13 protein-coding genes are annotated in these 16,147 nt (G+C 49.4%); 9 read left to right on the forward strand and 4 right to left on the reverse strand.

Annotated elements, in window-relative coordinates; genetic code table 11:
- Positions 1 to 218: 218 nt before the first annotated feature.
- From ACW6QF_RS08130 to porU, 5 genes are all read left to right on the forward strand, one after another.
- Complete coding sequence (locus ACW6QF_RS08130; RefSeq protein WP_298552120.1) at positions 219 to 416, forward strand: hypothetical protein; 198 nt, start codon at positions 219 to 221, stop codon at positions 414 to 416.
- A complete protein-coding gene (locus ACW6QF_RS08135) occupies positions 385 to 972 on the forward strand; it encodes a hypothetical protein (protein WP_308573259.1) in 588 nt (195 codons plus the stop codon). The genes ACW6QF_RS08130 and ACW6QF_RS08135 overlap by 32 nt, the downstream gene beginning before the upstream one ends.
- A gap of 90 nt (positions 973 to 1,062) precedes the next feature.
- On the forward strand, positions 1,063 to 1,713 hold the full coding sequence (locus ACW6QF_RS08140; protein WP_456087432.1) for a redox-sensing transcriptional repressor Rex: 651 nt from the start codon (positions 1,063 to 1,065) through the stop codon (positions 1,711 to 1,713).
- 3 nt (positions 1,714 to 1,716) lie between these two features.
- Positions 1,717 to 2,331 (forward strand): fumarylacetoacetate hydrolase family protein, encoded by a 615-nt coding sequence (locus ACW6QF_RS08145; RefSeq protein WP_298552122.1) that lies wholly within the window; start codon positions 1,717 to 1,719, stop codon positions 2,329 to 2,331.
- 16 nt (positions 2,332 to 2,347) lie between these two features.
- Complete coding sequence (gene porU, locus ACW6QF_RS08150) at positions 2,348 to 5,752, forward strand: type IX secretion system sortase PorU (protein ID WP_456087433.1); 3,405 nt, start codon at positions 2,348 to 2,350, stop codon at positions 5,750 to 5,752.
- Here the strand turns inward: porU and ACW6QF_RS08155 are convergent.
- The 3 genes from ACW6QF_RS08155 to ACW6QF_RS08165 are packed head-to-tail and all read right to left on the reverse strand — an operon-like array spanning position 5,741 to position 8,521.
- Positions 5,741 to 7,021: a DUF6080 domain-containing protein gene (locus tag ACW6QF_RS08155; protein ID WP_456087434.1), complete on the reverse strand. Its 1,281-nt coding sequence runs from the start codon at positions 7,019 to 7,021 to the stop codon at positions 5,741 to 5,743. The genes porU and ACW6QF_RS08155 overlap by 12 nt on opposite strands.
- An 8-nt stretch (positions 7,022 to 7,029) precedes the next feature.
- A complete protein-coding gene (locus ACW6QF_RS08160) occupies positions 7,030 to 7,623 on the reverse strand; it encodes an HAD-IB family hydrolase (RefSeq protein WP_456087435.1) in 594 nt (197 codons plus the stop codon).
- A gap of 1 nt (position 7,624) precedes the next feature.
- Positions 7,625 to 8,521, reverse strand: a complete 897-nt coding sequence (locus tag ACW6QF_RS08165; protein ID WP_298552128.1) for a decaprenyl-phosphate phosphoribosyltransferase — start codon at positions 8,519 to 8,521, stop codon at positions 7,625 to 7,627.
- Between the two features lie 128 nt (positions 8,522 to 8,649).
- Between ACW6QF_RS08165 and porV the strand changes: the two genes are divergently transcribed.
- Both porV and ispF read left to right on the forward strand, forming a co-directional pair.
- Positions 8,650 to 9,816 carry a type IX secretion system outer membrane channel protein PorV gene (gene porV / locus ACW6QF_RS08170; protein WP_456087436.1) on the forward strand — a complete coding sequence of 389 codons (1,167 nt, stop codon included), beginning with the start codon at positions 8,650 to 8,652 and terminating at the stop codon, positions 9,814 to 9,816.
- A gap of 30 nt (positions 9,817 to 9,846) precedes the next feature.
- Positions 9,847 to 10,323: a 2-C-methyl-D-erythritol 2,4-cyclodiphosphate synthase gene (gene ispF / locus ACW6QF_RS08175; protein ID WP_456087437.1), complete on the forward strand. Its 477-nt coding sequence runs from the start codon at positions 9,847 to 9,849 to the stop codon at positions 10,321 to 10,323.
- Positions 10,324 to 10,437: 114 nt separating this feature from the next.
- On the opposite strand, the gene ACW6QF_RS08180 is transcribed toward ispF, so the two are convergent.
- Complete coding sequence (locus ACW6QF_RS08180; protein WP_456087438.1) at positions 10,438 to 12,333, reverse strand: ATP-binding protein; 1,896 nt, start codon at positions 12,331 to 12,333, stop codon at positions 10,438 to 10,440.
- Positions 12,334 to 12,527: 194 nt separating this feature from the next.
- Between ACW6QF_RS08180 and ACW6QF_RS08185 the strand changes: the two genes are divergently transcribed.
- Positions 12,528 to 12,872 carry a translation initiation factor gene (locus ACW6QF_RS08185; RefSeq protein WP_456087439.1) on the forward strand — a complete coding sequence of 115 codons (345 nt, stop codon included), beginning with the start codon at positions 12,528 to 12,530 and terminating at the stop codon, positions 12,870 to 12,872.
- Between the two features lie 4 nt (positions 12,873 to 12,876).
- Positions 12,877 to 16,104: a UvrD-helicase domain-containing protein gene (locus tag ACW6QF_RS08190; RefSeq protein ID WP_456087440.1), complete on the forward strand. Its 3,228-nt coding sequence runs from the start codon at positions 12,877 to 12,879 to the stop codon at positions 16,102 to 16,104.
- Positions 16,105 to 16,147 lie beyond the last annotated feature (43 nt).

A 16,147-nucleotide genomic window follows, 5' to 3' on the forward strand; every position in this document is an offset into this window, starting at 1 on the left:
TAATATTAATACTAAAGTAAAAAATTAAAAAAGTTCATCTGCCATTATCCCTGTGAAGAGAAAACGCAGACACAAAATGAAGCCTCTCCGGTAGCAATATCAGGGAGGCTTTTTGTTAAAAAGGCATTGGCTCTGTATGTTTTAGAGATTAAGATGAATCTGTTTCGTTTTTTCTTACTACATTTGTATTACAATAATACACAAAAAGACTAAGAGTTATGATACAGACAGTTCCAAATCCTAAGATGACAAGGACGGAAGTTGAAAATTTCCGTCGGGAGTTTCAGCGGATCAAAGACGGCAGATTAACTCCTGAAGAAAAGAAAATGGTAGCTGAAAGAGTGGCCAGAATGAAAAAAACCGCAGAAATATTTATTAGCAACAATGGAGGAAAAAACCCGATACTTGGATATTGAAAATTTATCAATTTGTAAAATAACGGAAGATGATAGCGAGGCGTTGTCATCTTTTTTTTGCGGAAGAGCAGAACTTGATGATTTTTTCCATAATCAAATATTAATCTGTGCAAAGCATCATTATGTCTCTGCATATTGCGTGCGAGACACTATAACTTCGGATATTTTGGCTGTTTTTACTTTAGCGAATGACGCTGTCATAGTTGATAATATGGAAGATCGGGAGGATTTTATCGAACAGTCATCACTGAAAATTAATAAAGAATATATTTCTACATTTGAGAAACAAACCTCATTTCCTGCTGTTAATATCGGTCATTTGGGAGTTAAAACTGGTTTTCAAAGTTTATCTATCGGGCAAATGGTTATAGATTTTGTCTTGTTTACTTTCTCGCAGTTTGACATATCAGGCTGTCAGTTTGTAACTGTAGATTCACTAAATAACCCTCGGACGAATAAATTTTACATGACGAATAGGTTCCTGCTTCAGACATCCTTAGACATATTTAATGAGACGAGAAGAATGTATCTTCCGATTCAATTTTATAAAGATTGAAAACGGCTTTATGAAAAGAGCGTATTCTATTTTTCTATTCCCAAAGAAAAAAATTGTACTTTTGTGAGCTACATTAATAAAAATGGAACAATGGCTAACGATGAAATGAAACAAATCTGGAAAGTGCCGGAGCCGACTCTTAGGAGGCTGCCGTGGTATCTTGCCTTTTTGAAACTGATGAAAGGAAGAGGGGAGACTTTCGTATCATCTACTCAGATTGCCAAAGAAATTAATGTGGATCCCAGTCAGGTGGCGAAAGACCTCTCCTTTGTGAATATTTCGGGGAAGACACGAGTCGGCTATGAGATCAGTACGCTGGTGGACGTGTTGGAAGACTTCTTAGGCTTTACGGCTCAGCATAAAGCATTCCTGTTCGGGGTCGGTAGTCTGGGAGCTGCCTTGCTGCAGGATTCCGGTCTGAAACAGTATGGACTGGAGATTGTCGGAGGCTTCGATGTCCGGCGGGAACTGGCCGGAACGGAGATCAACGGGATACCGGTCTACCACATGGATGATTTTCCTGCCAAGCAGAAAGAATACGGGGCGACGATCGGAGTGATCACCGTCCCTGTCGACAAGGCGCAGGAAGTGACCGAGCAGATTATCGCCGGAGGGATCAAGGCCTTGTGGAACTTTACCCCGTTCCGCATCCGTGTGCCGGAAGATATCGTGGTGCAAAATACCTCTATGTACGCCCACCTTGCCGTGATGTTCAACCGCTTGAATTCAATCAATCACTGACATATGAAAATAATAGCCGTAGGAATGAATTATGCCGCCCACAATAAAGAGCTGCATCATTCGTTAGAATTATCGGAGCCTACTATCTTTATGAAGTCCGACTCTTCGTTGCTGAAGGACGGCAAACCGTTCTTCATTCCTGATTTCTCTTCGGAGATCCACTACGAAACGGAGATCGTCGTGAAGATAGACCGGCTGGGAAAAAACATAGCCGAACGTTTCGCCCACCGTTACTATAACGAGGTGACGGTGGGGATTGACTTCACTGCCCGCGACCTGCAACGTAAACTGCGTGCGCAAGGTCTGCCTTGGGAAATCAGTAAGGCGTTCGATAATTCGGCAGTTCTCGGAACATTCATTCCGGTAGAACGTGCGGGAGATGTGAACCGCATTCCTTTCCACTTGGATATTAACGGAAAGACTGTTCAGGAAGGAAACACGCAGGATATGCTTTTCCCGGTCGATAAGATCATTGCCTATGTGAGCCGTTTCTTTACGTTGAAGATAGGCGATCTGATCTACACCGGAACCCCGGTGGGCGTGGGGCCGGTCAAGATAGACGACCACTTGCAGGGATATATCGGCGAGCAGAAGCTGCTGGATTTCTTTGTGAGATAACACGGAAAAAGAACGTATGAAGAGAATCTTATATACCTTGCTGTTTGTATTCAGTCTGCTGACATCAGCCTGGGCGGATGGGAGTCGCTATGCCTCCCGGTCGGTGTTGAACTCCGGGAAATGGGTGAAGATACAGGTGGAAGAAGACGGCATTTACAAACTGACGGCTGCCGACCTGAAGAAGATGGGCTTTTCCAGCCTGGAAAAGGTCGCCGTTTACGGGTACGGAGGTTGGCCGTTGGAGGAAGATTTCTCTAAGATGTATATAGATGATGTGCCTGAAGTGGCTGTGTGGCGCGGAAGTGATTACTTGCTGTTCTATGGGAAAGGAAAACGCAAATGGGAATATTCTTCTTCCGATAAAGCCTTTGTCCATACCAATAACCCCTATTCCAACTACGGATACTATTTCGTGACCGAAAAAGAAACGGCTGGGCGGACGATGGAAAAGGCTGCATCCGCTGATGGGGCTACTCTGCAGGTGACGACTTTCGATGACTATGTTTTGCACGAAGAAGAGTTGGTATCGGTGAACAGTTCCGGGCGTGAACTATATGGAGAGTCGTTTACTTCTACTTTATCCCGTGATTTTACAATCTCGATTCCGGGCATTACGAACGATGAGGGAAAGGCCACCCTGTCTTTTATCTCCCGCGGCAACGGAACGATCACCATGAATGTCGATGGCAATTCTTTAATCTCCGGCTCGGTGTCGGTCCCCTCGGACGAATACGAAGTGGCACGGGAACTGCATCGCGAAAGTGCTTGGACGGCTGATAAAGGCGAGACTGTAAAGGTCAACATCAGATACAGTACGACCGGGCACAAGAATGTGCACTTGAACTATTTCCGTCTTCAGATGAAGAGACAATTGAAAGTATATGACAATTGTACATTCTTCCGCAGTCTCTCGGCAAGAGGCAATGCTTCTCGCTTTGTGATTCAGGGAGCCGATGCCAATACACTGGTTTTTGATGTGACCGACGGGGTAAATCCGCAGCAGATGGAGACGTCTCTGAACGGGACGGAGCTGTCTTTTTCGATTCCTGCTTCCGTTTCTTTGAGGGAGTTTGTCGTAGTCAAGCCTTCGCAGATTAAAGCTCCCGTGACGGTCGGCGAGGTGGCGAACCAGAATCTGCATGCCTTGGGGCAGCAAGATATGATTATTATTGCCCAGCCTAATTTCACCGCACAAGCGGAACGTCTGGCGGAAGCGCATCGGACAAAAGATAACCTGACGGTCCAGGTCGTAGCGCCGGAAGCGATTTATAACGAGTTTTCGAGCGGTACGCCGGATGCAACCGCTTACCGCCGTTTTATGAAGATGTTCTACGACCGGCAGACTTCGGAAGCCGATGCTCCCAAATATTTACTGCTGTTCGGTGACGGCTCGTTCGACAACCGTAAACTGACCTCTGCTTGGAAATCGGTGGATATGAGCAATATGCTGCTGACATACCAGACGAAAAAGTCGTTGAATCAGTTTTCTTATGTGATAGATGATTATTTTGGCTTCCTTGAGGATGAAGATAGTGGCAATAGTGGCCAGAAAGAGTATGAAGATAAAATCCCCTATAAGAAAGTGAATATCGGTATCGGACGTTTTCCGATCCGTACGTTAGATCAGGCGACCAAAGCTGTGGATAAGGTAATCAACTACATGGAAAACAAGGAGACCGGCATTTGGAAAAACAATCTTTGTTTTATGGCGGATGATGGAAGTAACAGCGACGGGTTCTCTCAAGGGCACATGATCCAGGCTGATACGTTGACGGACTATCTGGTAGCCGACCATCCTGAGTTTCTCGTGAATAAACTCTACTTCGATGCGTATAGGAAAGATGTAACGGGCGGACAGAACGGATACCCCGATGTTCGTTCCAATTTGCAGAAGTTGCTGAAAGACGGCTTGCTCTTGGTTAATTATACGGGGCATGGCGGAACGACAGCCCTGAGCGATGAAAAGGTTTTGACGCAGACGGATATCACTCAGTTCTCTTATCCTCGTTTACCCGTGTGGATCACGGCGACTTGCGACTTTACCCGTTTCGACGATCTGAACACTTCTGCCGGTGAAGATTTGTTCCTGAATGCAAAAAGTGGCGGTATTGCTTTGTTCACGACGGTCCGCGTAGCTTACATCCCTTATAATGCATATATCAACAGTCGTTTGATCCGTAATATGTTTGAGAAGAAGAATGGAAAACGTTTGACGTTGGGAGAAATCATTAAAGAGACAAAATGTGATCTGATCAATTCTTCGGCGGCTCGTTATAAGTTGGGTTTCTGTCTGATCGGTGACCCTGCCATGAAACTGAACTATCCGGAGTATCGTATGCAGGTAACGTCTGTCAACGGAGAGGCTGTGGATGGAGAGGCCATCCCGTTCAAAGCTCTGGAAAAGATAACCGTCGAAGGGCAAGTGCTGGATCCGTCCGGAGCGTTGGCTACGGACTTTACCGGTATCGTGAATCCTACAGTGAAGGATAGTAAGGTCACTGTTACCTGCTTGAATAACAATAAATCAGATGAGGACGCTTTCACCTTTACCGACTATCCGAATACGATTTTTGTCGGGAATGACTCCGTGTGTAACGGTAAGTTCAGCTTTACTTTTACGGTTCCGAAGGATATTTCCTATTCCAATTTGCAGGGGAAAATGAACCTGTATGCCGTCGATACGGAAAATGGCAATGAGGCGCAAGGCAATTTCGACAACTTCATTGTCGGAGGAACTTCCGATACGGCGGAAACCGATACGGTCGGTCCGGAAATCCGTACCCTTTACCTGAATGATACGACATTTGTGGATGGCGGCCAGGTGAACACGACTCCCTATTTTGTCGCCGAATTGTGGGACAAGAGCGGAGTGAATATCACGGGAAGCAGTGTCGGGCATGATATGATGCTGGTAATAGACGAGTCGATCGTCCTGAGCTATAATCTGAACAGTTATTACGAATTGCTGCCGGGCGAAGATGGGGCCGGCATCGTGAAGTTCCCGATCCCGGCACTGGAACCGGGCAAACATACGGCAGAGTTCCGGGTGTGGGATATCCTGAATAATTCGACCGTGCGGACATTTACCTTCGAAGTGGTGGAAGGGCTGAAACCGTTCCTGTTCGATGTGATCGCAACACCGGGCATCGCCCGCGAGCAGGTGACCTTCCATCTTATGCACAACCGTCCGGAAAGCCGGATGCGGGTGGGCATCATGGTCTATGATCTGGCTGGCCGCCAGCTCTGGAAACATGAAGAAAGCGGAACGTCCGGGCTGTTCGAAAACTATACGGTCTCCTGGGATCTGACATCCGGCGGCGCCCGTTTGCGTCCCGGTGTCTATATCTACCGGGCAGCCATCAGCACCGATAATTCCAAAGACGCGACAAAAGCAAGGAAGTTCATCATTTTAGGCGAATAAGAAGGAACGCATGAGCTCCATCGTATTTATCGTAGCCGTCAGGACAAAGAATCCGATAATAACCCAGTCCAGTATCCGGTACATGCGGATCGGCAATCGCGTGTATAGCCAACCCAGCAGGATCGGGACTGCAAACATCCAGTGTCCGCCGAACAGGATCGCTTCGTTCATCCCGTAGCGGATGATAAAGTGGATCACGAAATCGATACTCAGGTACATAAGCAGCAGTTGTACATATTTGTTTTTGAGGTTGAGCAAGGCCGAGGCGGCGACCAAGAACAGCAGAAACACGATCACGGCATTGTTCCAACTGTGCAGGTATTCGCTGGGTCGCAATACGACCTCTTTCCCGACTGATTGTTGTGTGAGAGGCGTGCTTATAATCGTATTGCCCCAGAAATCGACCAGTGCCTGTTTGCCGAATGTCTCGTCGTGGATAAAATATTGTCCGAGTTGCCCGGTCGTTTCGATCGGAGACGGACCTTCCGGGTTGAACAGTTTCGCTTTGAGGGTGTAAAAGCCCATGACGGCAGCTACGCAAACGACAAATGGCAGCATGACTTTGAATCCCGTCCGTATTTTATGCCAGAACGGTGCTTTGTTCAGGAACAGGGCCATTGCCGGTTTGGCTGCGTTGGTGATTGTGATCCCTCCGCAAAGGAAAGAAAGGAAGAGAACAGTCCGCCCTTTTATATATCCGGTCTGTTTGTATTCCCTGGAAAGCATTAATAGTGAGAAGATGAGCAGGAAAAAGGAGAACGGATAGGTTTCCGTTGTGAACGACAGGACAACGGTTGTGAAGAAGCATCCCGTGAACCCTGTCAGCAATAGTGCCCGGCGGGAAGAAATCCGGACGATCTGTTTCAGGTAGCGGTAGATCAGGACCAGTCCGCCGGTTATCAACAGGTTCATCAGCATCAGGCAAATAATACCCGAAGTTTTCTCTTTGAACAGGGTTGTCAACAGGATTGTCAACAGGGTTTTCAACAAATGGAAGATGCCGAAGAAAGGATGGCTGACGTCGAACGCTCCTCCGCGTGTGTGAAGATGGAATAGATTGTCATAACCCAAGTAACTTCCCGCTCCCCCGTTGGGCACGTCTATCAGTTCCGTATGAAAGAGCATCCGGTAGCCGATACACCCGTAAAGGAGGAAGAAGAAAAGGAAAAGCCCGGTTTCTATCGGGGTCGGTGGAAATAACGTGCGCTTAGTCTCTCTCCACTCGATCCGGAGAGCGCGAAACAGAATAGACAGGCAGGATGGCATCATATCTATGTTTATTTGTTGTTGAATGGTTTATAATGGGGAACATCTGCAAGGGCGAGCAGTTCCTTGTCGCCGGAACTGTCGCCATATACATGCAACGTCTCGGAGGCGAAATCCGGATATAGCCGGCGGAGCCTGCGGACCTTCTCGCTTCCTTTACAGTTGGGCGTGGAAAATCGCCCGGTCAGCCTCTCCCCCCTGACTTCCAACTCTGTCCCTTCCACAAGCCGGATTCCGACTGTTTGCGCCCAGGGACGTATCCAGTCAGGCGCGGACGCGCTGATAATGGCGATCTTGTTTCCTTCTTCCTGATGCCTGCGTATTTCTTTCAGGGCGGCAGGATAGACGAAAGCCGGTATGCGGGAGGCATATTCGAGGCAAGCCTGTTGGAAATCCTCCGTTTTCATCCCCCGCAGGAAAGAGGAGATCACAAGCTCTTTGGCCCGGTGCGTGGAGAGAATGCCTGCCGAGGCTGCTCCTTTCAGCAGGACCATCCAGGGGAGCCGCAGGAGGAAAGCCGTTCGTCCGCAAGCCTGAATCAGAAAGTCCGGCAGTGAGTCGCGGGAAATGAGGGTGCCGTCGAAGTCGAATATTGCGATTGCCATATCAATAAATAAGTAAAGCGAATACGATAAACCAGCCGGCCACGGTCAGCTGCAAAGTGCGGTCCTGCAACAGGATATCGGTCGGGTTGCAGTTGCTCTTCTCCACCAGGATGATCTGCAGGTAGCGCATGATGCCTGCCAGTACGAACGGGATCGTGACATACAGGTATTCGCTGCTTCTCGACGTCACTTCGGGCGAAAGCGTATATACTATGTAAGCCACGGCAATGATGGAAGAAAGAAATGACAGGATCACGTTCAGGTAGTCGATCGTATATCCGGTAATATTCTTACGTGAAATCTGTCCGGTTTCCATGAAATTGCGCAAATCGTCCCGGCGCTTGGCGAAGGCGAGGAAGAGGGAAAGGATGAATGTCATGATAATCAGCCAGTGCGAAAGTTCTATCTTCCCGGCGACAGCTCCCGCTTCGAGCCGGATGATGAAACCGCAGGCGACGATCATGGCATCTATGATCTGCACCTGCTTGAGGTAAAGCGTATAGGCTAAGTTCAGGAGGATATATCCTCCTGACAACAACCAGATCTGGTTGTTACTTGTATGGATGAAGCTGAAACAGACTGCACTCATCCCATAGAGCAGGAACATGAAGACGAGGGCTGCCATCGGCGAAACCTTCCGGGAGGCGATCGGACGGAATCGTTTGACCGGATGCAGGCGGTCTTCACCCGCATCCATCAAGTCATTGAAGACATAGACGCCGCTGGTGAGGAGGCAGAAACCGGCAAACAGGATTGCAACGTTCCGCAACCTGTCCGCGTCCCCTATCTCCTGTGCAAAAAACATGGGAAGGAACAAGAGGATGTTTTTTACCCACTGGGAAGGGCGCATCAGAAGAAATAATGCTTTAACTTTGCCTGTCGATTGTATATCTTTCATACTCAAAAGGCAAAAGTAGGAATTTTATTCGAGCATACAATAAAGTTCGGATTATTCAGTTTATAATGCAGTGGGGACGGTTCGCGGACCGCCCCCTATTGAATCGGAAAATAATTAAGAATAGACATATGATAAGTAAATTCAGAATCGGTGCACTCGTTATAATACTCAACTTCTTGGTTGCGGTTGCTGCGGCTTGGGGACAAGTGGATAATCCTTCTTTGCTCCAAATGGCGGTCCCTTCGCTGAATATCGCTCCGGATGCGCGAGGCGGCGGTATGGGAGATATGGGGGCGGCAACTTTGCCGGACATCAATTCGCAGTATTGGAATGCTGCCAAATATGCTTTTATGGGAAGCAAGGCGGGAGTCAGCTTGTCTTATACACCGTGGTTGCGTAAATTGGTCAACGATGTGGCGTTGGTGAACATGACCGGTTACTACAAATTAGGGAATAGCGATTTGCAGGCTATCAGCGCGTCTTTGCGCTATTTCTCATTAGGCGAAGTGAATATATGGGAGAACATCGGGGATGTCCCTATAGGTGTAAATCCGTATGAGATGGCGTTCGACGTGGCTTACAGCCGTAAGCTGTCCGAGTCCTATTCAATGGCGGTAACCTTGCGTTATATCCGTTCGGATATGGGGACGGACCAGAGTGACGAGAGTAATGCGGGCAATGCTTTTGCAGCCGATATTTCCGGTTATTTGGAGAAATATGTGCTGATGGGAAATGCCGAGGCGTTGTGGAGCTTCGGTTTCAACCTGTCCAATATCGGGAGTAAGATCTCGTATGACGGGGGCAATACGAACCAGTACCTTCCGGCAAAGCTGACGTTGGGAACCGGCCTGCTTTACCCGATCGATGACTACAACCAGATCGGCGTTTATCTGGACCTGAACAAATACATGGTCCCGTACGCCCCGCAAAAGGAAGAAGGAGAGACAAATGCCGATTTCCAGACGCGTGTGGACGACTATAAGTCGTGGTCGAGCATTTCCGGCATGATGAAGTCTTTTACCGATTCGCCTAACGGTTTGCTGAAAGAGATCATGGTCTCGGTCGGTGCCGAGTATAGCTATAATGAACAATTCTTCGTTCGCGGCGGTTACTTTTACGAGAATGCGAATGTCGGCAACCGTAAATACTTTTCCGTAGGCGCCGGTTTCCGTATGAGCGTGTTCCAGCTGGATGCCGCTTATCTGATCAGTACGGTTCCGCAGAACCCGTTGGACCAGACACTTCGTTTCTCTCTGTCTTTTGATATGGACGGAATCAAGAACCTGTTTAGGTAATTAAAAATTAAGAATTAAGAATTATAGCGGATGAAGATTCGGGTAGGTTTTGGATATGATGTGCATGCGCTGGTCTCGGGACGTGACTTGTGGCTGGGCGGAGTGAAAATAGAGCATACGATGGGCTTGCAAGGGCACAGCGATGCGGATGTCTTGATTCATGCCATCTGCGATGCGTTGTTAGGAGCAGCCAATATGCGCGATATCGGGTATCATTTTCCCGATACGGCAGGAGAATACAAGGACATCGACAGCAAGATCCTGTTGTTCGATACGATGGAACTGCTCCGTGATGCCGGATATACGTTGGGCAATATAGATGCGACCGTCGCCGCCGAACGTCCGAAACTGAATCCCCATATTCCCGAAATGAAGCGGGTGATGGCCGACGTCCTCCAGGTGGATGTCGACGATATCTCCATCAAGGCGACGACCACCGAGAAGTTGGGCTTTACCGGTCGGCAGGAAGGAATAGCCGCCTACGCAACGGTGCTGATACAGAAATAGTCCGCCTCTTCAGGATCTTTCCCCCTACTATTGCCGGGAGTTTCCCTTATGTGAAACTTTAGTTCCATGCCTATGAAACTATAGTTTCATGGGCATGGAACTGATCTCTCCCTCTTACTCCTTTTTTACTTCGCAGGGAATGGTGAACCAAAACGTGCTACCCGCGCCTTCTTCCGATTCGACTCCGATTTCCCCTTTCAGGCATTCTATGATGGTCTGGCAAATCGATAAGCCGAGTCCCGTCCCCTGGATAAAAGCGTCGAATTTGGCGAACCGCTTGAATACGTGCGGGATGTTCTCTTCGGCGATCCCTTTTCCCGTATCGGTTACATAGAAGCGCAACCCGCCGTCAGTCTCTTCATATCCCATTGTGATAGACCCTTTGAATGTGAATTTGCAGGCGTTTGTCAGGAAGTTGGTAAGGATCTGCATCAGGCGGTTTTTCTCGGAATGGATGAAGCAAGGCTTGTCCGGGAGATCGCATTTCAGCTCCACGCCCGGTTGCGGCTTATCGGAGAATACCTGCATCAAGTGGTTGAACAGGGCGGAAACGTCGATATCACTGTATGTGAAATCGAGTTTGCCGGCTTCTATCTTGGAGAGATCGAGAATGTCGTTGATCAGTTGCAGAAGCAGTTCGTTGTTGGTCTCGATGATCTTGCAAAACTCCTCCCTGTCTTCTTCCGGGCATTCCCCTTGGGCGATCAGGTTGGAAAAACCGACGATTGCGTTCAACGGGGTGCGTATCTCATGGCTCATATTGGCAAGGAATGCCGTTTTCAATCGGTCGGATTCTTCTATCTTCTCCTTTTCCAGCAATTCTTTTTTTCTTTTCTGCTTCAGGATAAGGAGGCGGATGCGCAGTGCGGCAATGGAAGCAAGCAGGAAGAGGATGACGATGCCGCAAAGGATGGCTATCTTGTATTTTTCGAGAAACGTGGGCGGTTCGTCGAAATAGATCGCATTTTTCGGGTAGAAGGACGGGTCGATACCGTGTGCGTAGAGATGTTGGTAGTTCAGGTAGGTTTTGGGTGTTCCTCCCACCAGATCCCGGCCTACGAGCGCGTCTTTGTCTTTCAGTATTTCTTTCAAGGTGGAGACGATGGCGTCGCCGAAATCCTCGGTCGAAATATAATGTCCGCCGGCAAAACTCCCGTTCTTCAATCCCCGGTCGGATATCAGGAAGACGGGCGGATTGGAGAAACTGTTCGTCATCTTTTGCACGTTGTCCACCAGGTAGTGGCTTTCCTCTTTCTGCGGGGTGGCATACCAGGAGTAATAGATGATGCCGGCGTCTTTATTGCTGTAGGTCGTCAGCCTGTCCAGCAGGTTCTCGGTCGAAAGTTCCGGCCATGTGAGCATCTCCAGCCGGAGCGTGGGGAAAGCTTGCTTCAGGATGCTCTGCAACTCCTGCCCGGTTACGATGCTGATATAACGGTTGTCGCTGATGAATACGATTTTTTTCAGTCCGGGTTGTATCTTTAACATTGTTTCGACGGTTTCCCGCACATAGAGAGGTTGGCTCAAAGTCGTGACCTTATAGCCTTTTGTAACGGCAGCCGTCGGTATCATGGCCTTTTTCGGGTCCAGTTTGCGGTCTACCATGTCCTTTATGTTTCGCGGCATCATTCCCCGCGAATAGCTGATCAGGGTCGGAACGTCTTTCCATTCCTTGTCGAACAGCGGGCGGACGACCAGCCATGCAGGATCGCCGATACAGACCACCGCTTTGGGCGGTGTGGGATATTGTTCGCGCAGGTATTGTATTCTTTCGAAGATTTGCGCCGTGTCGCTGATGGCCGGAATCTGCAACTCTTCCCCTTTCACTTCGATCCCTTCGAGGGGAAACAGGGTCCGGATTTTCTCGCAGGGCTCATGTGTCCAGCTTTCGTTGAAATTGATAGAGTGGAGTAATAGAATATAATCCTGTGCCGCTTTCTCTTGGACGGACCAGGCCGGGCAGCACATAAGCAATAGAAACAATATATTTAGAGGGCCGGTTATTTTCATTTCATGTTAGATATAATAATTGAAAATCAGATATCTTTTGCAAAGATAGACAATGTAGCCCGTAACTCTATCACGCTCGGTTATAAAAATGAAACGGCAGTTTCAGTTCGGCCTTGGCGAGGCCGGATTATCGTCGGGTATTGTTTATCCCGGCGTTAATTTGTAGATTTGACCCCATAAAGAAAGGATGAAATATGAAGAGTAACGACTGGAAGGACCGTCTGGGAGTCATGTATTCGACGAACCCGGATTTTCAATATGACACAGGAGACGGAGAGGAAGAAGAAACGCTTCCGAAAGAGAAGCAGCAGTTGCGCATCGCTTTGGATAAGCGGAACCGGGGCGGCAAAGCCGTGACATTGGTGACCGGTTTCCGGGGGACGGCTGCCGATCTGGAAGCGCTTGGGAAGTTCCTGAAAGTAAAGTGCGGCGTCGGCGGCTCGGCCAAAGACGGGGAAATCATCGTACAGGGCGACCTGCGTCCTAAAGTGCTGGAATTATTGCAAAAGGAAGGCTACGTCAAAAGCCGCATAATCTGATCGTATGCTGACAGTCTACAGAGCCTCCGCCGGAGCGGGGAAAACGCACAAGCTGACCGGTGAATATCTGACCTTGCTGTTTACGGGGCCGGGCGCTTTTCGCCGTATCCTTGCCGTGACCTTTACGAACAAGGCGACGGACGAGATGAAGACCCGTATTGTCGACGAACTGTACAATTTGGCTTCCGGAAGGAAGTCGGATTATGTGGAATTGCTGAAGTCCGCCTATTCGTTGACGGAGGTCCAGGTGCGGAAACAGGCGGCCAAGATATTGATCGATATCCTGCATGATTATTCCGCTTTCAACATCAGTACGATCGACCGCTTTTTCCAGCAGACCATGCGTGCCTTTACGCGCGAGATCGGTTTGCAGGGCGGCTACGGGATCGAGATGGACCAGGAACTGGTGCTCACGACGGCAATCGATCACCTGTTGTCGGATCTCGAAAAGCCCGAAAGCAAGGACTTGTTAGGCTGGCTGCTCCGGTTTGCGGAAGATAAGATAGAGAACGGAGGGGAATGGAACCTCCGTAAAGATATTATGGCCCTGAGCCGGGAGGTCTTCAAGGAGAGCTATAAGGCTTTCAGTGAAGCGGTCGGCCGGGATATAGAGGACAAGAAAGCGCTGGATGACTACAAAAACGAGCTGTACGGTATCATCCGTTCGGTGGAGGCCGCCGCTAAGGAACTGGGAGAACGCGGCTTGGCGATCCTGAATAAATACGGACTCAAAGTCACCGACTTCAAAGGCGGCAGCCGTTCGCCCCTGACGCTTCTCGACCGTCTGGTGCAAGGAGAGATGAAAGAGCCGTCGGCTACTTTTATCGGTCTGGCGGATAACCCGGACGGCTGTTTCACGAAAACGGTTTCGCTCGGTACCCGGCAGATCATCGGATGTGCTTTTGAGGATGGATTGAACGATTGCATCAAAGGGATCGTTTCCCTGTTCAATAATCTGACCGCCTATAATACCGCCCGTGAAATTGTCCGTTATTATTATACGTTGGGGATCCTGACCGATGTGTCCCGCCAGATAGCCGCCTACCGGGAAGAAAAGAATGTGATGTTGATTGCCGACACGACCGAATTGCTCAGTAAGGTGATCGGAGGCAGCGACGCCCCTTTCATTTACGAAAAGACCGGTACGCATGTCGACCACTATATGATAGACGAGTTTCAGGACACCAGCGGGATGCAGTGGGACAACTTCCGTCCCCTGATCGAAGAGAGCCTGGCGCATAGCCGGGACAACCTGATCGTGGGGGATGTGAAGCAGAGCATCTACCGTTTCCGTAACTCGGACTGGAAGTTGCTGGACGAACAGGTGCAATCCGACTTTTCCCCCGAAGAAATCCATGAAGAGACGCTGAAGGATAACTGGCGTAGTTGCCGGAATATCGTGGAGTTCAACAATGCCCTTTTTACGACACTTCCGGGTGTCCTGCAGGCTGTCTATAATGAAGCGCTGTCCGTCTCTTCCCTGAGCGAGGAACAGCGTGCGGCTTTTTTCACCAAGATCATGTCCGCCTATGGTAAAAGTTTCCAACAGGTTCCTCCTCCTTTCATGCAGAAAGACGGGCATGTACGGATTGAATTCCTTTCCGGCGATGATGAGAAAGATTGGAAAGAAGAGGCCCTCGGACGTCTGCCCGGCGTGTTGGAGAAGTTGCAGGATAACGGATATGCGTTAAAGGACATTGCGATCCTTGTCCGCACCAACCAGGAAGGGGCACAGGTGGCGGATGCATTGCTGGCCTATAAGGAAGAGCATCCTTCCGAACGCTACAACTACGATATTATTTCGGATGAGGCGTTGTTTGTCAGCGGTTCGACGGCTGTCCGTTTCATGGTTTCCCTGTTGCGTTACCTGAAGAACCCCGAAGACCGGACGAACGAGCAGATCGCTTTATACTCCTATCTGGTGTTGAAAGGGATATTTGGCGTCGAAGCCCCGGCTTTTCCGCCGGAAGTCGTCTCTGTCCTGCAAATTCTCTCCCGTCAGTCCCTCTATGAAATAACGGAAGGCCTGTTCCGCCTTTTTGCCGGCGACTTTCCCGAAAACGAGCAGGTTTTTGTCCAGGCTTTCCTGGATATGGTGTCCGAATATGCCCGGAAGGAGAGCGCGGACCTGAACCGTTTCCTGAAATGGTGGGACGAAACGGGTTGCCGGAAAACGATTGCCACGCCGGACGGACAGAACGCGATCCGTATCCTCACGGTCCATAAGTCGAAGGGGCTGGGCTTTAAGGTCGTAATCATTCCTTTCGGGGATTGGGAGATCGACCATAAGCCGACAAAACCGGTCATCCTCTGGTGTCATCCGGAAGAGAAGCCGTTCGACCGCCTGCATCTGGTTCCCGTACGCTACAGCCAGTCGTTGGGAAAGACGATTTTTGCAGGCGATTATTTTAAGGAACGCTTGCATGCCTTTATTGACAACCTGAATACGTTATATGTCGCTTTTACCCGTTCGAAAGAGGAGTTGATCGTTTTCTCTCCGCGTCCGAAGAAGATGAAGGAAGAAACCGGTGAAGTGGAAAAGATCTCGACTCTGACCGACGCCTTGTGGACCGGCCTGCGTACGGATCTGCCCGATACGCGGGAGGGAGAGAAACTGATCTCGCTGCCTGCCGCTTTCGATATCGGAACAGGCGTTTTCGAGCTGGGCGACTGGTGGCATCCTGCCGCAAAGGAAGAGAACGGGGATATGCAGGAGATCGGGATGACGCGCCTTAGCTCCATCTCGCCGGACGACCGTTTGCAATTACGCCTGCATGGAAAAGGCTATTTCTTCGATAATGCCCGCCGAAAACACGGGGCTTTGATGCACGAGGTGTTGAGCCGTATCCGTACCCGGAAGGATATTCCGCAGTCGGTCGAACGATACCGCCAGGAAGGGGTGATCGACAGAGAGGAAGCGGCGGCGCTCGTCGTACGTCTCGAAGAGTTGTTGAACCTGCCGGAAGCCGCCTCTTGGTATGACGGTACGGCACGTGTGTTGAACGAGGTCGATATCCTGTTCGGCAAAGGGCTGTCCAAGCGTCCGGACCGCGTGATGATCACCGGGAACCGTGTGGTCGTGGTCGACTATAAGTTTGGAGAACATGCCGACCAACGCTATCACAGCCAGGTAAGGAATTACCTGAAACTGATCCGGCAAATGGGGTATGACGAGGTTGAAGGTTTCCTTTGGTATGTTGAATTAAACAAAATAGAAGCGGTGAAAGGGTGATATATTTTTGTTATTCGGTAAAAATGAATATTTTTGCAAATTC

It is taken from the genome of Parabacteroides sp. (genome assembly GCF_977054455.1).